Annotated in this window: 15 protein-coding genes; 7 read left to right on the top strand and 8 right to left on the bottom strand. The window is 53.7% G+C overall.

Going from position 1 to position 21,138, the window contains the following annotated elements:
• The first annotated feature begins 136 nt into the window (after positions 1-136).
• Positions 137-838, top strand: coding sequence for an XRE family transcriptional regulator (locus K0B93_RS15050; RefSeq protein ID WP_219867971.1), 702 nt, complete (start codon positions 137-139; stop codon positions 836-838).
• Positions 839-846: 8 nt separating this feature from the next.
• Here K0B93_RS15050 and K0B93_RS15045 read toward each other — a convergent pair whose 3' ends face one another.
• Both K0B93_RS15045 and K0B93_RS15040 read right to left on the bottom strand, forming a co-directional pair.
• Positions 847-1,704 (bottom strand): hypothetical protein, encoded by an 858-nt coding sequence (locus K0B93_RS15045; protein WP_219867970.1) that lies wholly within the window; start codon positions 1,702-1,704, stop codon positions 847-849.
• Between the two features lie 188 nt (positions 1,705-1,892).
• The gene (locus tag K0B93_RS15040) at positions 1,893-2,618 is read right to left on the bottom strand and encodes an HNH endonuclease (protein WP_219867969.1); all 726 of its coding nucleotides are present in this window, start codon (positions 2,616-2,618) and stop codon (positions 1,893-1,895) included.
• 129 nt (positions 2,619-2,747) lie between these two features.
• Here K0B93_RS15040 and K0B93_RS15035 point away from each other — a divergent pair, with 129 nt between their 5' ends.
• Positions 2,748-4,568 carry a DUF262 domain-containing protein gene (locus tag K0B93_RS15035; RefSeq protein WP_219867968.1) on the top strand — a complete coding sequence of 607 codons (1,821 nt, stop codon included), beginning with the start codon at positions 2,748-2,750 and terminating at the stop codon, positions 4,566-4,568.
• A 102-nt stretch (positions 4,569-4,670) separates the two neighbouring features.
• Here the strand turns inward: K0B93_RS15035 and K0B93_RS15030 are convergent, their stop codons facing one another.
• Positions 4,671-5,531, bottom strand: a complete 861-nt coding sequence (locus K0B93_RS15030) for an HNH endonuclease (protein WP_219867967.1) — start codon at positions 5,529-5,531, stop codon at positions 4,671-4,673.
• A 476-nt stretch (positions 5,532-6,007) separates the two neighbouring features.
• On the opposite strand from K0B93_RS15030, the gene K0B93_RS15025 reads away from it, so the two are divergent.
• Positions 6,008-6,904 (top strand): DUF6160 family protein, encoded by an 897-nt coding sequence (locus K0B93_RS15025; RefSeq protein WP_219867966.1) that lies wholly within the window; start codon positions 6,008-6,010, stop codon positions 6,902-6,904.
• Positions 6,905-6,991: 87 nt separating this feature from the next.
• Here the strand turns inward: K0B93_RS15025 and K0B93_RS19475 are convergent, their stop codons facing one another.
• The gene (locus tag K0B93_RS19475; protein ID WP_416383216.1) at positions 6,992-7,252 is read right to left on the bottom strand and encodes an HNH endonuclease; all 261 of its coding nucleotides are present in this window, start codon (positions 7,250-7,252) and stop codon (positions 6,992-6,994) included.
• A gap of 543 nt (positions 7,253-7,795) precedes the next feature.
• Positions 7,796-8,359: a PEP-CTERM sorting domain-containing protein gene (locus tag K0B93_RS15015; protein WP_219867964.1), complete on the bottom strand. Its 564-nt coding sequence runs from the start codon at positions 8,357-8,359 to the stop codon at positions 7,796-7,798.
• A gap of 527 nt (positions 8,360-8,886) precedes the next feature.
• Between K0B93_RS15015 and aupA the strand changes: the two genes are divergently transcribed.
• From aupA to K0B93_RS14995, 4 genes are all read left to right on the top strand, one after another.
• Complete coding sequence (gene aupA, locus K0B93_RS15010; protein WP_219867963.1) at positions 8,887-10,224, top strand: alkane uptake protein AupA; 1,338 nt, start codon at positions 8,887-8,889, stop codon at positions 10,222-10,224.
• Between the two features lie 14 nt (positions 10,225-10,238).
• Positions 10,239-13,373: an Ig-like domain-containing protein gene (locus tag K0B93_RS15005; protein ID WP_219867962.1), complete on the top strand. Its 3,135-nt coding sequence runs from the start codon at positions 10,239-10,241 to the stop codon at positions 13,371-13,373.
• 157 nt (positions 13,374-13,530) lie between these two features.
• Positions 13,531-15,825 carry a molybdopterin-dependent oxidoreductase gene (locus tag K0B93_RS15000; protein ID WP_219867961.1) on the top strand — a complete coding sequence of 765 codons (2,295 nt, stop codon included), beginning with the start codon at positions 13,531-13,533 and terminating at the stop codon, positions 15,823-15,825.
• Positions 15,826-15,845: 20 nt separating this feature from the next.
• Positions 15,846-16,310 carry a DUF2489 domain-containing protein gene (locus tag K0B93_RS14995; protein WP_219867960.1) on the top strand — a complete coding sequence of 155 codons (465 nt, stop codon included), beginning with the start codon at positions 15,846-15,848 and terminating at the stop codon, positions 16,308-16,310.
• Positions 16,311-16,635: 325 nt separating this feature from the next.
• On the opposite strand, the gene K0B93_RS14990 is transcribed toward K0B93_RS14995, so the two are convergent.
• The 3 genes from K0B93_RS14990 to K0B93_RS14980 form a co-directional block, all read right to left on the bottom strand.
• Positions 16,636-18,000 carry an HDOD domain-containing protein gene (locus K0B93_RS14990; protein WP_219867959.1) on the bottom strand — a complete coding sequence of 455 codons (1,365 nt, stop codon included), beginning with the start codon at positions 17,998-18,000 and terminating at the stop codon, positions 16,636-16,638.
• Positions 18,001-18,093: 93 nt separating this feature from the next.
• The gene (gene recG / locus K0B93_RS14985; protein WP_219867958.1) at positions 18,094-20,169 is read right to left on the bottom strand and encodes an ATP-dependent DNA helicase RecG; all 2,076 of its coding nucleotides are present in this window, start codon (positions 20,167-20,169) and stop codon (positions 18,094-18,096) included.
• Between the two features lie 8 nt (positions 20,170-20,177).
• Positions 20,178-21,137, bottom strand: a complete 960-nt coding sequence (locus K0B93_RS14980) for a hydrogen peroxide-inducible genes activator (protein ID WP_219867957.1) — start codon at positions 21,135-21,137, stop codon at positions 20,178-20,180.
• Position 21,138: the final 1 nt, after the last annotated feature.

Genomic DNA, 21,138 nt, shown 5'->3' with positions numbered 1-21,138 from the left:
CACTCTGCTACACTGATTTACACACAAAACGACACCGAAATAGAACACTAACGTGTGTCGCTAGAGTAAATATAACACTTTAAGGTGTTTTTGCAATACCTTAACGTGTTTCTTTTTGATTTAAGCGAAACACAAAATGCATCAGAACACACAAAACGCTACTTCTTATGCCATCGGGGAAAGGTTGGCCGAAATCAGAGGCCCTAAAAGCCAGGGAGCTTTTGCCGAGGAACTCGGCATTCATAAAAATTCACTGGGGCACTATGAACGCGGAAACCGGGTACCTGATGCAGAGGTCCTTTTCCGATTAGTGGGAATGGGATTCAATGCAAACTGGGTTCTTACAGGAGAGGGATCTCCAAAACTCGAACCAGAAACTCCTGGCCTAAGACAAGACATAGACAAACTAAGACGGCTAGATGAAGAGTTCGCTCTAATACCTGGTTACAACGTACAGGTAGCAGCAGGGCATGGTTCAATTGCCGGAGATGAGGCGCCGACTAGGGAGCTGGCTTTCCGGAGGAAGTGGCTCAGGTTTCGAGGGCTGAGGGAGAATGATTTAGCATTAGTATTCGCTAAAGGTGACTCCATGGAGCCAACTATCTCCGATAACGAGACAGTGATGGTTGATACAAGCGAAACGAAACTGCGGGATGGCCATATTTACGTAATTCGGAACGGCGATCACTTACTGGTTAAACGAATTCAGACTCTCTGGAATGACGGAGTACAACTCTTGAGTGACAATAAGGAGTATCCTCCGCAGGAGATTTCGAGTTCTGACTTGGAGAGCTTGGAAGTTATTGGGAAGGTTGTTTGGGTTGGGAAGGACCTTTGAAGCTGAATTTAAAAACCAAAGTCATCCTGTAAACAGGATAACTTGTCACCATGCAAGGCTGCTAAGGCTTTGATAACCGGAAACTCAACTTCATCGTTCTGATAATCAATATAAGTAACTTCTCCCTTGCGCCCTAAATATATTATTAAAATAATTTGCATAGAAAATAAAACAGATGAACAAATAGAGTCTAAGAAATTGAAATAATCTTCATTACAACTACCACCATATTCCTCATCCTCAGGAATCTCATGAGTTCCATGGGCTAGACTGTTCCTGGCCATCCGGACGACGTTTAACCCTATGGCCAAAGACGACTTAAATTCGTCAGGGGACAACATATTTTCGATTGCTTTTTCAGAGCTATCGCTAAGCATAAACTCCCTAGCGAGAGCCGCGAGTTCTCGATCATAACAATGACCGCATAACTTTCTAAGCTCATCGGTTTCATTGATTTTTATATAATATACAGCCCTTTCAACAAGACTAGATTTCTTTCTGATTTTCTTTGGTACTTCAGGGAACTCATCCCCCAAGTTTTTCAAAAAACACTCTAAAGCTGACCATAAAAATGTAAACCTTGAAATTCTAAGCGTTGCCTCATCAAGAAATTTATCTCTGCGATCCGCATACTCCATAGCTGGACCACACATAAACCAGGCCCCGCTCGCATCATAAGCTGTTGTATTAGTCTTAACAGACATAATGGATTTTGCGAGATCTAACCATTCACAAACGGAGGTAAAGCTCACGCCGCGAAATTGCGGATTCATTGGCATCAAATCTACTATGCCCTGCTGCCAAAGCTCCGAGATAAATTGACTTAATTTCGCAGCATGTTCCGAAACACTAGATTCATCACTCATACAAACTCTACTAACCTTTTACAGAAAAAGAACCTCGAACGGGACAAATGTCCAAGCATTTACAAGAAGCCACTACTCTCCAGCCAAGAACGCCGGTTACTTCCGTTGGCATAGTGAAAAGTATGAGTTCGCCCCTTATAACGGCTTGGCACTTATAGGTCCGAACAATTTTCGCCAGACTGATACGATCAGTTCAACAATAGCTTTTTGGCCTCTTGGATCGTGAGCCAACGTCGATTTCGAGAAATGCCACGATGAATCAGGCGGTGGCAATTTGCGCATAAAAGGGCCATGTCGGAGAGCCGTGTGGTTCTCTTTTCCGCCTCTGCCAAGGGGACTACATGATGCGCTTCAAAAACTGACTCCGCGCACTCCGGATGGAACTTTGAGGCCGACATTCCGCACATATCGCAAGCCATCGAACCTTTTTTTGACCTGCTATCCAAAAGTTTCTTCCTGATTTTTTTACTGCGTTCTCGAGCCTTATGATTGCGAGTAAGGAGCCTTCCCTCTGAAAACTCCTCGTCTTCATCGACAATCTCAACATCGATCGTGGGAATGATCGTATTCAGCGATTCTCGGATAAGATTCGCGATAGATTTTACGGTCTTAGGATCATCTCCAAGTTCTTTTACGACCTCGACATCAACCTTGGAAACACTGTCCAACCCTTTGCCGGTCTGTACCTGACGGATGTTTTGCAGCTTGAAAGCAACCCCGTCGGGATTTCGGAAATTTGGTTTTCTCCGAGTACGAGAATGAAATGGCGCTTCACTAAGAAGCTTAGAAAGCTTTAGAACCCGAGGATCAGACTTGTCTGGCACTTTACCCGCACAATCATTATAGAGATCTAAAGCCAGAATCGTCTCGTCTCGATTCCAAAGAGGATTCCCGTGTCCTGTCGTTTTCGGCATAAGCAACCTATTGATTTATCGTGATGATCGCTTGTATGTTTCTATAACTCACAAAAATTAGACGCAGATTTCGATGTACGCAATCTGCCTCTACCAAAAATATTCTGCGTTCGTCAGGAGACCAGTTTCATGGAAGTGAATCCACGGTGGATAACAGCGATAGCATTTTTTACATCCGACGCGACCTATCATGTACCAAAATATCAAAGGGATTACCGCTGGGGTCAGGATGAGATTACAGACTTTTGTGACGACATTCGGCATGCATATCGTCAGAGGGATGCAGGGGAACGAATAGATCATTTTTTTGGTGGGATCGTAACCGTAAGCAAAGCTATCGATGGCTCAGCGACCAGAGAAACGAAAATTGTAGACGGCCAACAAAGAACAACGACGATAGCACTGCTATTGGACGCCATACGAAAGCGTTACAAAAAACTGGGCGAATTAGCTCAAGTTGCTGGCGACGAGGACAAAGCGGAACTCTATGAGAGCCGGACTAGACGAATAACTAAAAAAAACCTCACTATAGAAATCGAGAAAAACCAAAAACCCACCACAATGACGAAGCTTACGTTATCCAAAGCGGATGACAGTGTTTTTCGCGATATTTTGAACGGTGAGGCCGAAATAGATGTTTCTGCCAGGGAGTCTCATAAACGCCTATTCGAGGCCCACAAAGCGATTACGAAGCTAGTCGAAGAACTATCACCAGGAAGCTATGAGCAGGCATCAAACTGTCTGCAGAAACTAGAGTCAGTACTTGCAAGTGATCTTACTCTAATAGAAATCGGTACGACGACTGACAAGGAAGCCTATAAGCTTTTCCAGGTCTTGAACGATAGAGGTGTCAATTTAGCAGAAGGTGACCTTCTGCGGGCTTCAACGCTCGAAGCTTTGGATATTGATGGAGGGGATGAGATATCCAGAACGGCCGCTAACAACTGGGACTTGACCCTTAGCGAAAGCACAGAAGATACCAGAAATTATTTGCGCTGGTACTTCACCGCAATTCAGGGTAAAGCGCCAAGTCGAGCGAAATTATTTGACGAGTTCCTAGAGAAAATTTTTCCTGAGTGCAATCCTGCCAACTACCCCCTCTCGATGGCAGAAGCTTCGAAAATCGAGCAGAAAATAAAAGAACTGAAAATCTATACGGACGCACTCCGAAAACTGGAGTCCGGGGAGTGGCCATACACCACAAAGCAAGGGGTCACTGGTTGGGATAAAGCTAGACTAAATATGCTAGTGAAAGAACTTAGGCATACAGTAGCGATGCCATTGCTTCTAGCCGCAACGCGACGACTGGACGCGAAAGCCTTTGCGCGCCTTGTTCATACTATTGAGAGATTTGCATTTAGGTACAAAAACCTTGTGGGCGCCCACATTGGAAAGGCTCAGAGCGTATACTTCGACCATGCACATAAAATCTATCATGGCGAGATCTTCAACGAAAATAAATTTCGAGAAGATCTAAACTCTCTAATAAACGAGAAAGCAGATGACCAGCTTTTCGAAACATACCTCAAGCAACTTAAATATCAGAAAAAGGCTTCTAATCGCCTCTTGAAGTATTTTCTTATTACGCTAGAGGACTATTGGAGATGGTATAAAGAAGACAACAATAACAAGCCGAAGGTCAAAGAAACTTCTCGAAGTCTACATATGGATGACACTACCCTAGAACATGTCTACCCGCAGAATCCGAAGGCTGGAGACATAATCACTAAACTCCGGGAGAAGGTACACGATCTCGGAAACATCACGTTGCTGGGGCCTGGAGACAACGTTGAGTTCGGCAATGATACCTTTGATGAGAAAAAGGAAAAGCTAGCCAACACAACAATTTCGATGAATCGATGGTTTGAGAATAAAGACCTGTCTCCAAGTTTAATCGACGATCGTGCAGAGGAGTTGATCATTTTGGCTAAAAAGGTATTTAGGGCGTGAGTATAGGAATGTGACTGCAGGCCATATCTGCGGATCGGAGCGGCAGTCTTGGTTGCGATAACAACCGAGGGTTCCAGGTTAACTGTCCGCTCCAATGTTTGGTTAGGCTCTGAACACATATCGCCTGTGATATCGTATATACGGAATGTGCTCCTTGCTGAACTTGATTTTGATTCTCGAATGGATCCCGAGCGCGCTTCGATCTTCCGGTGACAGATACGGCGATAATATGACCGTTCCATTTTCTGCGAAAGCCACCAACCCAGTATCGAACAGTCGGTCCCATGTAGGACTCAAAAGCAAGCCATTGAATGGATCAAGACGCTCGCGATTTTTCGCTTTCGCCCAAGGCTTGATGTGAGACGCAACGAGTAACGCTTGATTCTTGCAGCCCGAGATGGCGCACTCATTCCAGAATTTCAGAAGTTCCTTACGAAAGCGGCCTTGCCCCTTTCTAGTCTTTACTAACGCATCCTTCTCAGTTTCATCCAGCTGGGGATCTGCCAAGATAGTTTGAACGTCTCGACTAATCTCATCATAGGGGTCAGGCCCAAGTTCTTCTGCAGCAACCAAGATGCCATTCTCAACGTCGGCAGCGTCAAATCTCAATTGGTCGAGGTCATCCCGGTATCTCTCCCATACTGCTCGATACTCGACGCGCCCCTTGATCTCCTCTCCGGCTGCGAGCTTATCAAAGTACCTAAATCGACGGCGGACCCCTGCAGGATCGCGAAACTTCGAATTCCTCTTCTCTTGAGGGTGAACACCAAGAGCGTTCAGAACTTGGCTGGTACGGACCACAGTCGAATGCGTGTCGGTAGCTTTGTCCCCGGAACGACGGAGTTCGAAATATGCATTGAGTGCAAGAAGCAACTCGGCAGCTCTCCAGTCTGGGTTCCTTTTCGGGCTTTCGTCATTCATATCAGAAAAACCTAACGCTAAGCTAAGCGGCTGATTAGCCATAAATAGGACACCGACTTATCAATCGCCTGAGTGATTGAACCAGTGCGCCAGCTCATCAATTATCTGAGACAAATCGATTTTTTCGTCATCAGAGGAATTTTTGTTTTCACTGCCCAAAGTACTTCACCATTAGGGTCAGATAGCGCCGTGGTGTCCATTTCTGCCAACGCACCTTAACTCAGGAAATCCCATTAGTCGGTAGATATCAACAAAGTGTCCACGGACTTGCGGTCAATTGTGGTGTTGAGTGGGACTCTATTTTTGCAACTTCCTGTTTTGTCGCTGATAGTGGTTTACTGTGTTGCTCTGGAGGAGTGCGACATCGGGTTCAATTCCCGCAACTCATTAAGCGCTCGAATTCAGAGCTGCCACTTAAAAGCCACATCCGAGACTGCTGTCACATTCACCACTCTGGAAATCTTTATCATGGGTCACATTACGTAGCCAAAAACTACTTGTCGCCACAAGGATGTGCCATGAGAATCCTACCGAAAATTGCCGCTGTAGCATTCCTAATTGCCAGTCCCTGCGCCCTATCCGACATAGAATTGATATCCGACGAAGACTTGGGAGCGATCACTGGTCAGAGAGGAATCTCCATTGAGCTCGAAACTCAGGTTTCCATCGATCAATTTATCTATACGGACGAGGGAAGCCTTGTTGCTAGTGAAATCAGATTTGGGGGCGCAGGCGTCACTCAAAGTGGTCAAACACAAGGTTATGGGGTGCTTTTAGACGAGGTACGCTTTGACTTTGACGTAGAAGATACAGGAAACCTTGTCATCTCAATGGATCAACTGAACGATAAGCCAATCGATTGGGGCTTGCACATTGGAAGCGTGGAAACAAAAGGCACACGTAGCACATCCCTTCTTTCTAACCTCGACATATACGGTCTAACAGACGAGCTGGAAATAACGGTGGATACAGCCACAGACCGGCTCCAGCTCTCTAGCAGCTCCCAATTCGAGATTGATTTTGATGTTCCTTTTCTTGGGATTGCAATTGAGGGAACAACAATCACCGGTCCGGGCAGCAATATCGACTTAGACGGAGATGGCGTAACCTGCGCAGAGAGCGTTTACGAATGCGGAATCGACGAGGGTTATGCCTGGCCACAATCACAGGAAGAACTGCTCAAGCTTTGGGATCAGGCTAAGGAGTCTCTGCAATATGTGAAAGTATCCGCTTCAATATACAAAGGCGATGGTTTGGGCAGCTCAACAAAAAGGAATGTACTAAGAGCAGACTTCGACCCAGTGTACATGGATATGGATGTAGACAATATCTATATCGGTGGTAAGAGCATTGGCTCTCTCCAATTCGACAACATATCTCTGACCGATACCAAACTGGCGATCTACGGACATTGAAAATAGGTCTCAATCGCGCCTATCACTGGTTCGAGCCCTCCACTACCGATCCATCAATTGCTCCGAACCAGCCAAAAAATTCATCATCTAACTTAACAAATGGGTATTCCAGGCTCCCTTCTGCAGCCGGCTTTGAACGAAATCAGCGAATTCTTTTGGCTCACGAGGGGTACTTCTCGCATGCCTTTTGACGTTGCAAAACCTGCATGCGGCCACGATGTTCGAGGAAGATGCCTTTCCCCCTTCACTATGAGCCACCAAATGCTCACCAGTACACTGAAGATGCCTTGCCTGTTTAACCGAAATTGAGAAATTAGCGGCGAAGGTCTTAATATCCGAGATCCACATTGGCTTATGACAATAAAAGCAGCGACCGTCCTGACGGAAATAGGCAGAAGTGCGAAGATACTTAAGTGAGGGTCTTTTTGTTGACATGAAACTACCTGGCGTTCTTATCAGTGCCCAGACTTCGCTTATGCGATAACCTGAGAACCAGCCGAGATAGTTCGTACTGGAGAGTGAAGGGCAATAGAATTATTTCACACTGCCCAATATTGCTATAAAAACTATATCAACCTTTGCAGCCTGTAAAGACTGAAACTGTCAACGAAGCGTCGACGCCGATGCGGTTTTCTGTGGCCTTCAGTGGAGCCATCAACCCCTAACTTACTGTCTTGGCGACTTTTGTGGGTTTCTGTGGTGCTAATTAAATTCCCACAAGGCTCTCATAATCCCTTGGTCGCTGGTTCGAGTCCAGCTGGGCCCACCATTTTTCAGGCGTTACCCAAACCTTCTCTTCTCCGCCAGGACCGCTCCAGGCGAGCTGGTTTCGAGCGGACATAAAAAAGCCCCGGGAGTACCGGGGCTTTTTTTCTTTTTTGTCTGTCAGTCTCAGGATTTCATGAATCGACGTCTGCATCCAAGAGCAAAGAGACCTACCCCCAACAGGGCAAGAGTGCCTGGCTCCGGCACCTCGACGGTTCCACCGATCGGTGCAATATGACTGATCGTGAATCCGTCGCTGGGCAGATTGAACCCGGCGGCGAGCAGTGAGGTGTCAATCACAGCCCAGTCCAGTTCAGGGGTGTTCTCGAACAGCCCATACCACTGTGCGTTCTTGATAAAGAAGTACTGCGTCGGGCTCGAAAGCTCGAACGCTATCACCGTCGAGCTGCCATCAACCGTTGAGTACGGCTGCGTTTCGACCTTGTCGCCCTCTTCATAAGTCGTTGTACCTCCGCCCAGACTCGACAGAAGGTTGTTGATCCAGCAAAGCTCGGTGGTCGGGCTGTTACCGGAACCACAGGTGCCAGTGGGATTGGCATTCAGATCGTCGGTTTGTCCCAACAATGTGTCTGCTCCACCGACATCCTCGGTTCCGATCATGTAGGCCGAGGCCGGAACGACCCAGGCGAGGCTTGCAGCCAGAACCACAGATTTAGTTAATGCCTTCATATCCTTATCTCCCCCAGTAGGGACTATCAAATCCAACCGCTTGATCCTGTTAAAGTTACAGGCCCTCCAAGCGAGTTACCACTGATGCCACCCAGAACTCCAGGCGAGTGATTACACGCGTTCGTCCTGTTCTTGCACAGTCCGCGCCAAGAATTGATTACCGGATTAAATACAGGACAATGCTGAAGCTTCGGAAAAACGTCACTCGGGGCAGTGTAAAATTCCTCGACAGACGATTCCCTCTGCATTACAGCGCTGCCCGTCTTGCGCAATCTCACATTTCGGCCAAAGAACCACACCACTTCCATACAGAACGAAACGTGAATTCTGCGATTAAGACCTTGTTTTCCGGTTACTTTTAAATGCCACTTGTGCCTACGTGGTTTTGCAGACACCCACCTGTGTCAAACAAGCCAAAGTCCTGATAAGACAAGCCTCATACACTAAACCTGAACAAACGTACCAGTCGTGATCCCGCTCCGGCCAACGACATGCGTATAAAAACAATGAAATGATGGAGTGTATCGATGATTTCCAACTCCCGGTTTTCAGTACGGGCAATGTCCCTCGCCGTTGCAACACTATCTGCCGGCCTCTCGATGCCAACTAACGCCAGTATGGGCAACCTCGGTACTACCTATGGGGTCATGCCGGTGGACGTTGCTACTGCGCAATCGCTTTCCATGTTCAACGACCAGGTATCAGCGACCTACTACAACCCGGCCTACCTCACCCAGGACACACGGGGTGAGCTGACCACAGGCATCCTTCATGCCGATCAGGAACTGCGATCAGCCAATCCGAACGCCGACGGCGATGTGCTCTCCAATTCCCCGAGCCAGCACGTACTGATCGGCATGAAGACCAACCTCGGCTCGTTGACCCGTTTCGACCATCCGATCTACCTGGGCTTCATTGCGGGCGTCGAGAAATATGGCAAAGAAATGCTGGCTTTCAGCTCGCAAACCACGGAAAGCGGACAGTTTCTCCAGTACGGCAAGGAACCCCTGTTCCTTAATATCGGCGGTGCCACGCCCATTTGGCGCGGAATTTCAGCCGGTGCCTCAGTGAGAATCACCCTTGAGGCGGCGGCCAAACTTGATGCAGTCTCGACGCTCGGCGGTGAAACCAGTCGCGAGAGGCTGTCGGTTAACGCCGAGCCCTCGCTCAAGAGCATCCTGGGCACCAACATCGATCTTGGCCGCACTTTCTGTCCCAATTCCGATTGTTTCCTTGATGGCTGGGAAACCGCACTGACCTACCGAACCAAGTCCGCCGCCTCCACCGCCATCGATTCCAACATCATCGTTACCCAGACCATCCCGGACCCTGGCCTGAGCCTCGCGGTGTCGACCATCGATTCGTTCCAGCCCGAGACCCTGGCAATCGGCACTCAATACCGGGGCAAAAACTGGCGCGTGGGTGGTTCGATTGAACAGCAGAACTGGTCGGAACTGGAGGATGAATTCGCCGCCGACACCATCAAGGACCAGCAGTCCGCAGCCCCCGGGGATCGCATCAAATTTGATGACATTGTCATCCCCAGGATCGGCGCGGAGTACGAACTCAACAAGAACTTTGCCGTTCGTGCCGGGGTAGCCTTTGAGGAATCCCCGCTGAAGTCCACCCGCAACCCCGAGATCAACTATCTGGATACCGACAAGATCGTATTGGGTCTTGGCTTGAGTGTCACCTACGACCGTACCCGCCTGCTTGTCTACCCGGTGCGCCTGGACATTGGTTATCAGTACCAGCAACTCCAGGAGCGGGATTTCACACTGGTGGATTACGACGGTAACGAAACCGACGTAACCGCCGAAGGCGATGTTCATGTAATCAGCGGCTCCATCACCCTGAAGTTCTGAGGAGAGGTTCTGCCATGAAATACAACAAGACTCTGGCATTGATTCCAGCCATGCTGCTCGCAGCCTGTGGCGGCGAAGAACAAACCGTGAACAAGCCGGCGATTCCGGGTTCGGTGGTCTATTCCTACCCGGCGGATGGCCAGTCCGGCATCAGCCCCACAGCCAGCATCGTTGTCCGTTTTTCTCATGCCATTTCGGACGAGGAAGCAGACCTGCAACAAAAGATTCTGGTGACGGACGGCAGCACCCCCGTTGCCTTTACTGTCACCAAGGTGGATGGCGGCCGGAGCCTCAAACTGACGCCGACCAGCGAACTGACGACAGGCACCGACTACTCGGTAACCTTCACTGACCCACTGCTCGCCGAAGGCGCCCGGGAAGTCAGTACCCCGAACGCCCAGGGCCCCGACGGCATACAGTTCTCCACCCGGGGCGGTTTCACCGGCATCGCGGACCTGGACAGCCTGAGTGGTGAGTTTGGCGTTGCTGAACTGATTCCCTCCCCCAACGATCAGTTCAAGCCCATGAACTTCTCGACATTCCGGCTCACGCTGACCCAACCGGTGCATCCGGAATGGCGAGCAATGGGCGGCCAGATCACATTGGAGAATGGCGAGGGCGAGACCGTACCGACCACAGTCCTGATTGATGGCCGCCGCATCACGGTCGATCCATGCACGGTTGGGGCAAAGGAACTTTGCGGCACCAAAGACGATGCGCTGACCGCCGGTGAAACCTATACCCTCCGGATTCAGGGGCTGCCAAGCCAGACCGGGGCCGGCACACTGGACTTCACCCAGGCGTTTGTCCCCCGTGAAACCGGGCCGACCGTCGTCCTGTTCCAGGAAGTGATCGATTCCGGATTACTGGCAGGGGCCGACGAATCCGGGGCCCAGAAGTCCGTACTAAACGGCCAGATCATCAACGGGATCACCCTGAACTCTGTTTTGCAGGGCGTGGCGGGCCCGTCACAGCAAACCGGCGGTCTGTTCGCGGAACTTGCCTACGCCCCCTCATTCTCGGCGGATGAACCCTTGCCGCTTCGGGTCCCCAAGGGCAGCGTCCTGACCAGCAGCAGCCTGGACGTGAGAATCAATGGCAGCGTGCCCGTTCTGGACGCCGGCACCGGACAGCCACAATCCACTGGCGACATCAACGTCACCATGCTGTCCGATGCGACTGGCTATCTGTCCCCCAACCCCTATACCGATGACCTGAGTGCGCCACGCCATGTGAAGCTGTTTATGGATGTGGCCATGAACACGGAAGAGGCGCAACCGAATGCCTCCCTCTCCCAGGATCTGCTCGGTGTCGAACTCAGCGGTATTGCCCTGGTCAAGGACGGCGTACTGACCATTGACGCTATTGGCGTCGTTGAGCCGGAGCTGTTGGGCCAGGAGTACACCGATTCCACCATCGCCTTTCAGATCGAAGCGGCGACGGACGCCAATTCGGTTCTGGATGCGGAGCAGCTCTGGACCCCGGACACCACCAGCCCGCAACTGGTCAGCTGGATGCCCGGCCCCACCGATGCCATTCCGGCCACGCGCCAGTCCATGCAGCGGCCTGGCGACCCGGTGATTCTGAACTTTGACGAGCCGCTGGATGGCGAAACGTCAATCGCAGCGTTTACGCTCTTCGAAGAAAACTCGACGGTGCCTTTTAAGACACGTGTGGACGGTACGACGGTCACGATAAACCCAGAGGGAGGACTGAAGCATGGGGTTGATTACAGTCTTCTAATCAATTCCGAGCTGACTGATCTCGCTGGAAACGGTGCAACCGAACAGACTCTGACGTTCTCACTACCCGCTATCCGTGACGGCCAGGAAGCCGCGTTCCCCTCACCGATTGCGCTGACGACCTATCCCGGTTTTCCGTGCGTCACCGAAAATCTGGACATCGCAAACGGCGAACATGGAAACTGCATCGATGACGCACCAGGCGACACTGTTCGAGACCAGATCCCTGTTATGACGATGCCCCGGGATCGCCCAATTGTAGTGAAATTCTCTCAATCCATGGATCTGGCCTCGATCAACCCCCAATCCTTTGTGGTCGAAAAAATTGCTGACACTTCGGCTCCCGGGCCAGTCGGGTCCGAAACAATTCTTTCCGGACGCCTAGAGAAGAACAACCAGCACGTACGCTTTTACCCGGATCAGCCTTGGGAAATTGGCGAAACCTATCGCTATACAATGCGCTCAGAAGTCGACGGCGACTGTTCATCAGGTTCATTTATTTGCTCCGAAGAAAACCGCCCGCTTCAAACTGACTTACTAGTCGCACCAAGTGATTTTGGCGGCCCTGACCTGTCAATCTATTTTACTGGGTCAACGGCATTGGATAGCGTATTTACCCCTTTGCGGAACCTACCAATTCGGGACACCAACTCGAACTACATGGTTGATTGCGATTCACCGCAAAATGAAGGTTGCCTGGAGCCGTTTGACCATGAAACGGACGGTAACGGCGGCTTTTTACCTTCGGCCAATTCCAGCAAGTTGACCATCGTGAATGGGGAAAGCTCTCAAGGTCCAGCCAGGGTTGGTTGCTCACCCGACGGGGCGGACTGCCCAACCGAGAAGTTCATCTACCAAACCTATGGACTGGATACAGAGGTTATCGGCCCTGCTCTTGACGATTCTGGGAACACAATTGGGGTCAGGGTATTGTTATATCCGACTTTGCTCGCTACCTCTTCAGCCAGAGTGATTGTAAGTGCCAACCTTCTGCTGGGAAGCGACATCACTTCTGATACCGGCACACAAATCCTGCGTATGACCTATGGCGAACCAACGGATGATAATCCACTCGGATTGGTCGAGGGGGTCATCGTGGAGGGTGCAAATGGCGGCCCCGTTTTTAAAACCGAGGCAAACCTGACCTTGGACGCGCCAGAACTGAGTGGCGTCGACAGCCACGACGTATACAGCAAGCCCCTCACCCTAAAGCTCGAAGGGCCTATTACCTTCTTCGACGATGGACGCATGCAAATCGAGCAGCGCAACGTAGTGCAGGAAGATATCATCGTCAATGCAACGTCATTCGGCTTCGTTGACGTAAAAATTCCACTGAGAATCCCTGCTTTAGGGACTTATCTCAATTTCATCTCCAACCCTATTAAGGAAATTCCGGCACAGCAATAACCTCAGGCCCGTGCCTTTCAGGCCAGCCTACACAGCTGGCCTTTTTTGTGTCCGAAGTGGCCTGGGGACCTTTTCCCATCCCTGTGCTTTCCTGCTAATCTGGTTGCACAATGAAACTGCCTCATTCACAACAATAACCTGCCAGGAGAGAGCATCCATGGAAAACGGAACTCACTACCGCACCTGCCATCTTTGCGAAGCCATGTGTGGCGTTGCGATAGAAATGAAGGATGGACACATCGCGTCTATCAAGGGTGACGAAGAAGACCCGTTGAGCCAGGGACACATCTGCCCGAAAGCCGTGGCCCTAAAGGATCTCCATGAGGACGCTGACCGGCTGCGAAAGCCCGTTCGGCGCACCGACAATGGCTGGCAGGAGATGGAGTGGGACGAGGCATTCGACTTGGTGGCGGACAAGCTGCATCAGACCCGAAAGGAACACGGTCGGAACAGTGTGGGTGTCTACCTGGGTAACCCGAATGTCCACAATCACGGCTCTCTCGTGGCGACCATGCCATTTTTGCGAGCCATCGGCACCCAGAACCGGTTCTCGGCCACATCCAACGATCAGCTTCCTCACATGCTGGCAAGCCTGGAGATGTTCGGCCATCAGGTACTCTTCCCGATTCCGGATATCGACAATACCGATCTGTTCATCTGCATTGGCGCCAACCCCATGGCCTCCAACGGCAGCCTGATGACGGTTCCCGACTTCCGCGGCCGGATAAAGCGAATGAAGGGCCGGGGCGGAAAACTGGTGGTGGTCGACCCCCGGCGAACCGAAACCGCCAAGCTCGCAGACCAGTTCCATTTCATCCGGCCCGGCAGCGATGCCCTGCTGCTGATGGCCATGGTGCACACGCTGTTTGCCGAGGATCTGGTCAACCTGGGGCCCGCCGAACACTTGGTCAAAGACGCCGACCTCCTGCGACTGGCGTCCCTGGCATTCACCCCGGAAGCCGTGAGCCAACACTCGGGCATCGCCGCCGACGAGATCCGTAACCTTGCCCGACAGCTGGCCTCCACGCCCAAGGCCGCCTTATACACCCGTATGGGCACCAGCACTCAGGCCTTTGGCGGCGTGGCCACGTGGCTCGCTTACTGCTTGAACATTCTGACGGGCAAACTGGATACCCCGGGTGCCATGCTGTTCACCCAGCCCGCCATCGACTTGGTTACACTGGGTGCCATGGTGGGACAACACGGCCATTTCGGCAAGCGCCACAGCCGGGTCAAAGGGCTGCCGGAGTTTGCCGGGGAATACCCGGCGAGCACCATGGCGGACGAAATCCTCACCCCGGGCGAAGGTCAGGTCCGTGCCTTTGTGACCGTGGCCGGCAACCCGGTGCTGTCCAGCCCCAATGGCAAGCGCCTGGAACAGGCCTTCAGCGGGCTCGAGTTCATGGTCTCCGTGGACTACTACCTGAATGAGACGACGCGCCACGCGGACGTCATTCTGCCTCCGACGGCGGCGCTGGAGCGCAGTCATTACGACCTGATCTTCAGCATGTTCGCGGTGCGAAATTTCGCCAAATACAGTGAGCCCCTGTTCGACGCCGGTCCCGACAGCCGCCATGACTGGCAGATCCTGCTGGAGCTGGCGCATCGGCTGGAAAAACGGCGCAAGGGCGGGCGTCTCCCACTGCGCTCGGAACTCGGATGGCGGGCTTTCAAACAGGTCGGACCGGACCCGATCCTGGACCTGTTATTGCGAACCGGGCCCTATGGCGCGGATGCAGGTCGTGTTCGCGGGTTGGTTCAACCGGCCATTGATCTGGTGATGGACGTTCTGCCCACGCGGCACCCACTCCGGGGCCTGGCAAATCTCAGTCCGCTCAACCGGCGCTGGCAGGCACTGCCGAAGGGCCTCTCCCTGCCGGCGCTGAAAGACAACCCCAACGGTGTGGATCTCGGCCCCCTGCAGCCGTCATTGCCCGACCGCCTGTTCACCCGGGATGGCCGGATCAACCTCGCCCCGAGACTCTACCTTCAGGACCTGGACCGTTTGCACGAACACCTCGCCCAACCGGCAACCGACACGCTGGTACTGATTGGTCGGCGCCATGTCCGCAGCAACAATTCGTGGATGCACAACAGCCAGCGCCTGGTCAAAGGCAAGGACCGCTGCACGCTGATGATCCACCCCAAGGATGCCAGCCGGCTGGGCCTTCAGGCCGGGGACTCCGCCGAAATTTCCGCCGAGACCCGAAAGATTGTGCTGCCGGTGGAGATCACGGAGGACCTGATGCCCGGAGTCGTATCCATTCCTCACGGCTGGGGTCACAACCGCCAGGGTACAGGGCAATCGGTTGCGGCCGCTCATGCCGGCGCGAGCATCAATGATGTCCTCAGTGACGAGCAGATTGATCCGCTGGTCGGTACGTCCGTATTGAATGGGCAGTCGGTAACTGTCAAAGTCTGGCGTCCAGAACGACAACGCAAACGCGCCTGAATCGAAACGAGGAGACCAGAATGCCATCGTGGCTGCAGTGGACCCTGATTATCGCAGGACTGATTGCCATCACTCTGCTGCTGGCCTTTATCCGGCGCCAGGTTGGCACCCTTTCCGAGGGCCGCCGGCGCCGGCTGAAAGCCGAGGCGTTCCAGCAGAAGCGCCGTGAAGACATGATCGACAGCATTCGTGTGATCGCGATGGCGGTCGAAACGGAGCAGGTCGAGTATTCCGAGGCCTGCCTCCGTATAAAAGGCCTGCTGGATCATGTTGCGCCCGAGCTGCTCGAACAGACACCTTTCAGGGTTTTCCAGGAAGTGCACGAAAAGCTGGAACACATGCCCACCCATCGGGCCCGCCAGGCGACCGACACTCGCTTCGTCGAAAAGATGGACAAGGAGCGGTTTGAAGTGGAAAAGGTCCACGCAGACGAGATCCGGCGGGCGGCTACCGCCATTCGGCATCATCAGTTTGATGCCAGGTAGGCAAAGTTATCTCGTTACCTGGTCAGACCGTCTTTTTGTAACTTTTTGTAACCGAAAAGCCAGTCAACAGTGCAGGTTAGTCCTGAAAATCAAAAGCTTCCAGAGGACAGAAAAGTTGACAGCAAACTCATTCCTTGATGCCTGCAACTATTGACTTTTCTTTTCCCTTCCTTCGGCTAAATTGAAGTCAGGGCGTTGCCTAAATCTGCGACGGCAACAGTCCTTCGTTGTTTTCTCCTGAAAAGTTTGGACGACTCTGCAACAAGCGGGTGAGCTTGCCGGCCTTAGGGCCGGCTTTTTTTGGGGAACTGTTTCAGGCGGTCGTTTAGTGGCCCATCATTCCGGCCATGGTCATGATGCTGCTTTTGCTCTTCACCAGCTCATCGAACTGTGCCTCCACCTGCTCACGATCAAGCCCGAGTTCATCGTACACTGCCTGGCTGACTGATTCCCCCGCACCAAGGGCAACGCCTCTGGCGGTCAGCAGCTGGCGGCCCAGCCAGAGCAGCTTGGCGTAGACACTGTAAGGGCCATTGTAGGCCCGGTTTTTCTGGTAGCGAATTGCCATGATTACCTCATCCGGCATGCCCCAGTTTTCCATCAGCTGGGCCGCAATCTGCTCCCGCGTGATGCCCAGCAAATAGTGTTCAGTAACCGATGAGTCGATCTCTGGATTAACCTCGAGAGACCGGCAGACCAGCTTGAAATGGGGCGGAAAAACCTGCGCCAATACCAGATGACCAAAGTTGTGCAGCAGGCCACCGAGGTAGGCAAGCCCTAATAATGGTCGTTCACCGCGGGGCATCATGCTGGCAAGGATACCTGCGGACTGGGCCTGCCAGATCGCCTGCTGCCAGTAATCAACGTAACCCTCCGGGTGATCCTGAGGTTTTTTCAGGGCGCGGCCAAGAGACAGGCCCATCGCCAGGTTCATCACCAGATCAAAGCCCAGCACCCGGGAAACCGCGTCATGAACGGATCGCACCTGCCCTGCCGCCGCATAAAACGACGACGATGCCCAGCTGACAACCTGGGCCGCCAGACTCGGATCACTCTCGACAATATCGACGAGGTCTCCCATTACGGCATTGGGGTTCACCCGCAGGTGGATGATGCGCTGGGCGGTTTCCGGAAGCGGTGGCAGTTCCAGCGTGTCTTCAAGACGCTGTTGAATGCGCAGGCCGGTGAACTTCTTGATAGCACATTGCAACTGATCCCGATCCCGGCCGTGATCGTCCAGGTTGACTGCGATCGACTCCGGATCCACCGCAAAATCCAACCGATCGGCACCGCTCGTCAGCGCCTGAAATTCGTTTGCGGGGACCACCATGGCCAGGTTCTGTTCTTCCAACTCCAGTGCCACAGCGGGCAATGCATCAACACGGCTGTCAACGACGGTCGGCCAGCCCGTCAGGGAGGGCAAGGCCGGCAGGGTCGTTAATCCTGCCCGCTCGTGGACACGGACCTGCTCACGGCGTTTCATGACCCGGAAGTCCCGCCCGAGCCGCTTGTTCAGTTCTTCAAGATCAATCAGATCGTCTTTGCGACAGATCACCTGGAGGTTGCCGCTCCCGTCACTCAGCAACGCCATCCGCAGTAGTTGATCCTTGTCTGCCTGGCACGCACTGCGCAGCGACACGCCTGAGACCGAATCACCAAGGGCTTGCTGGACTGCGACAGGTAGTTCCATAGTCTGCTCCATTTCTTGCTGCAGGCTGGCTTCCAGCCTTTCCTTGAAGGGTCAGGGTCAGTATAGGCAAACCCGACAGCTCAACGGGCATTCTCACACATCACCGTAGCGAATTCTTTCACCCAACCAACGGCGTATAAGGGCTTGAACCACGTCCCGGTCCGGCATCAGCCGGGGGGCCATTTCTCGGACCGGCTCAATCCAGCCCTTATCGCGCTCAAAATCGGCGAGTCGAAACTGCATCATGCCAGTCTGGCGAGTACCTAGCACTTCACCCGGCCCGCGAATCTCCAGGTCTTTCTCGGCAATAAAGAAACCATCCTGGCTATCCCTGAGCGCCTGCAACCGGGCCTTGCCATTGCTGGACAGGGGCGGGTGGTACATCAGAACACAGAAGCTGGCCATTTCGCCTCGTCCCACCCTGCCCCGCAACTGATGCAACTGGGCCAGGCCCAGGCGTTCCGGATTTTCAATGATGATCAGCGACGCGTTGGGAACATCTACCCCAACCTCAATAACCGTGGTGGCCACCAAAAGGTCCAGCTCGCCGTTCTTGAACTGTTCCATGACCCCGGCCTTTTCTGCCGCCTTCAGACGACCATGGACCAGGCCAACTTTGAGGTCTGGCAAACGCTCCGACAATTCCAGCGCCGTGACCTCTGCGGCCTGGCACTGCAATGCTTCCGACTCCTCGATCAGAGTGCAGACCCAATAGGCCTGCCGCCCCTCACGGCAAGCATTGCGCACCCGCTCGATCACATCTTCCCGACGGCTGTCCGGGATGACAATGGTTTCAATCGGCTTCCGCCCGGGCGGCAGCTCATCTATTACCGAGGTGTCCAGGTCGGCATAGGCGCTCATGGCCAGGGTTCTCGGAATCGGGGTCGCCGTCATGATCAGTTGGTGAGGCGCAAGCCTGGCGCCAACACCTTTTTCACGAAGCGCCAGGCGCTGGTGAACGCCAAACCGGTGCTGCTCGTCGACAATCACCAATGCCAGGCGGTCAAACACCACATCGTCCTGAAACAGGGCGTGAGTACCGATCACCACGCTAACCGAGCCCGCCTGCACGGACTCCAGGGCCTGCTGGCGCGCCTTACCCTTCACCTTGCCAGAGAGCCAGGCCAGATTGATACCCAGGGGCGCCAGCCAGCTGTGAAAGTTCTGGAAATGCTGCTCGGCCAGTATCTCGGTCGGAGCCATCAGCGCGACCTGCGCACCGGCGCCAATCGCTTGCAAGGCTGCCAGTGCCGCAACCACGGTTTTGCCAGACCCAACATCGCCCTGAACCAGCCTCAGCATCGGCAGCGGTTGGCTCAGATCCTGGCGGATATCCGTCATTACATGACGCTGGGCACCGGTGAGCTGAAACGGCAACAAGTCCAGGAACCGGTCGGAGAGATCACCCGTTGGCAACAGGGGCAGAGCCTCCCGCGCCTGGATCTGTTCCCGAACCTGCAACAGACTGAGCTGATGGGCCAGCAATTCCTCCATGACCAGTCGTTGCTGGGCCGGATGGCGACCTTCCATCAGCAGGTGGACCGGCGCGTCTGCCGGGGGCGAGTGCACCAGTTGGACGGCCTCAGTGATTCCGGGCAACTGGTAGTCTGCCAGTAAAGATGGAGGCAGCCAGTCCCGGATCGGAAAACGCTGGAGGTAAGCCAGCGCCTGCCGGCAGAGTCCACGCACCCGGGGTTGCTGAATGCCCTCGGTGAGGGGATACACCGGTGTCAGGGTGGCTTGCCCCTCAGCGGGCATAGGTGGGGGATTGACCTGATATTCGGGGTGATAGAATTCGTAGCCGGCACGACCGGGCCGCACTTCACCAAAGCAGCGCACCCGGGCTCCTTCCGTGAGCTGGTTTTTCTGGGCGGCGTTGAAATGAAAGAACCGCATGACCAGAAAGCCGCTGCTGTCCTTGAGGGTAACCTGCAGGCTGCGACGCCGGCCCATCACCAGGTCCGCCTTCATCACCTCTCCTTCCGCAACCGCCACATCGCCGATCCGGAGACTGCCCATCGGGACGATCCGGGTACGGTCTTCATACCGGTGAGGGAGGTGAAACAGCAGATCCTGCAGCGAGGCGATGCCCAGTTTGGCGAGCTTTTCCGCCAGGGCGTTGCCGACTCCCTTGAGCTGGGTGACCGGAATGTCATCCAGTGACGTCATGCGGAGACTCAGGCGCTCTCGGCCACGGCCGGCGTGTCTGTTTTCGCCTTCTCAATGACCCGGCACTGGCTCGCCGCTAGAGACAGGACGTCGATCGCTTTTGGCCTTGGGAAGGTCACTCGCCAGGCGAGCGCAACGGTCCGGAACGGCACGGGAGGCGCGAACCGGCGTACCGCCAGAATGTCCTCTTGATACTGCATGGCGGTCGCCGCCGAAAGCGGCAGAACCGTGATCCCGAGGCCGGAGGCGACCATGTGCCGAATGGTTTCCAGGGAACTGCCCTCGGTCACCAGCGACGGTGACGCCGTGTCCACACGCCGGGTGACGGCTTCAACCAGCGGCGGGCAGGATTCCAGAACCTGATCCCGGAAGCAGTGTCCCGGCCCGAGCAACAGCAACTGTTCCTGCGCCAGCTCCTCGGCCGTCAGCTGGTCCTTCTTGGCCAGCGGGTGCCCCGCCGGCAACAACACCACAAACGGCTCATCGTAGAGTGGCAGGGTAAGAACCTCTGGTTCCTCGAAGGGCAACGCAATGATGATGGCGTCGAGTTCGGACTGGCGCAGCTTCTGGCGCAGGGTTGCCGTGTAGTTCTCTTCGATGTACAACGGCATATCAGGCGCCGCGCGGCGCAGTTCCGGCAAAAAATGAGGAAACAGGTAAGGGCCGATGGTGTAGATGGCCCCGACTTTCAGCGGGGAATTCAGCTGATTTTTGCCGTCCTGGGCCATGTCCTTGATCACACCGACCTGGTCCAGTACCCGCTGGGCCTGTTCAATGATACGCTGCCCGGTCTCGGTCACCCGAATGCTGCTTTTGCTGCGCTCAAACAGGGGAATGCCGAGTTCGTCTTCAAGCTTTTTGACGGCGACACTGAGCGTTGGCTGACTGACATGACAGCGCTCGGCAGCGCGGCCAAAATGCCTTTCTCGGGCAAGCGTAACGACGTATCGTAACTCGGTGAGAGTCATG

The organism is Marinobacter sp. F4218 (assembly GCF_019443085.1).
Lineage (GTDB): Bacteria > Pseudomonadota > Gammaproteobacteria > Pseudomonadales > Oleiphilaceae > Marinobacter > Marinobacter albus.
This window is presented reverse-complemented; position numbering and strand designations above follow the sequence as displayed.

Bases quoted from the DNA above. Each gene is read 5' to 3' on its own strand.
- K0B93_RS15050 (WP_219867971.1), top strand. From the start codon at position 137: ATGCATCAGAACACACAAAACGCTACTTCTTATGCCATCGGGGAAAGG.
- K0B93_RS15045 (WP_219867970.1), bottom strand. From the start codon at position 1,704: ATGAGTGATGAATCTAGTGTTTCGGAACATGCTGCGAAATTAAGTCAA.
- K0B93_RS15040 (WP_219867969.1), bottom strand. From the start codon at position 2,618: ATGCCGAAAACGACAGGACACGGGAATCCTCTTTGGAATCGAGACGAG.
- K0B93_RS15035 (WP_219867968.1), top strand. From the start codon at position 2,748: ATGGAAGTGAATCCACGGTGGATAACAGCGATAGCATTTTTTACATCC.
- K0B93_RS15030 (WP_219867967.1), bottom strand. From the start codon at position 5,531: ATGGCTAATCAGCCGCTTAGCTTAGCGTTAGGTTTTTCTGATATGAAT.
- K0B93_RS15025 (WP_219867966.1), top strand. From the start codon at position 6,008: ATGAGAATCCTACCGAAAATTGCCGCTGTAGCATTCCTAATTGCCAGT.
- K0B93_RS19475 (WP_416383216.1), bottom strand. From the start codon at position 7,252: ATGTGGATCTCGGATATTAAGACCTTCGCCGCTAATTTCTCAATTTCG.
- K0B93_RS15015 (WP_219867964.1), bottom strand. From the start codon at position 8,359: ATGAAGGCATTAACTAAATCTGTGGTTCTGGCTGCAAGCCTCGCCTGG.
- aupA (WP_219867963.1), top strand. From the start codon at position 8,887: ATGATTTCCAACTCCCGGTTTTCAGTACGGGCAATGTCCCTCGCCGTT.
- K0B93_RS15005 (WP_219867962.1), top strand. From the start codon at position 10,239: ATGAAATACAACAAGACTCTGGCATTGATTCCAGCCATGCTGCTCGCA.
- K0B93_RS15000 (WP_219867961.1), top strand. From the start codon at position 13,531: ATGGAAAACGGAACTCACTACCGCACCTGCCATCTTTGCGAAGCCATG.
- K0B93_RS14995 (WP_219867960.1), top strand. From the start codon at position 15,846: ATGCCATCGTGGCTGCAGTGGACCCTGATTATCGCAGGACTGATTGCC.
- K0B93_RS14990 (WP_219867959.1), bottom strand. From the start codon at position 18,000: ATGGAACTACCTGTCGCAGTCCAGCAAGCCCTTGGTGATTCGGTCTCA.
- recG (WP_219867958.1), bottom strand. From the start codon at position 20,169: ATGACGTCACTGGATGACATTCCGGTCACCCAGCTCAAGGGAGTCGGC.
- K0B93_RS14980 (WP_219867957.1), bottom strand. From the start codon at position 21,137: ATGACTCTCACCGAGTTACGATACGTCGTTACGCTTGCCCGAGAAAGG.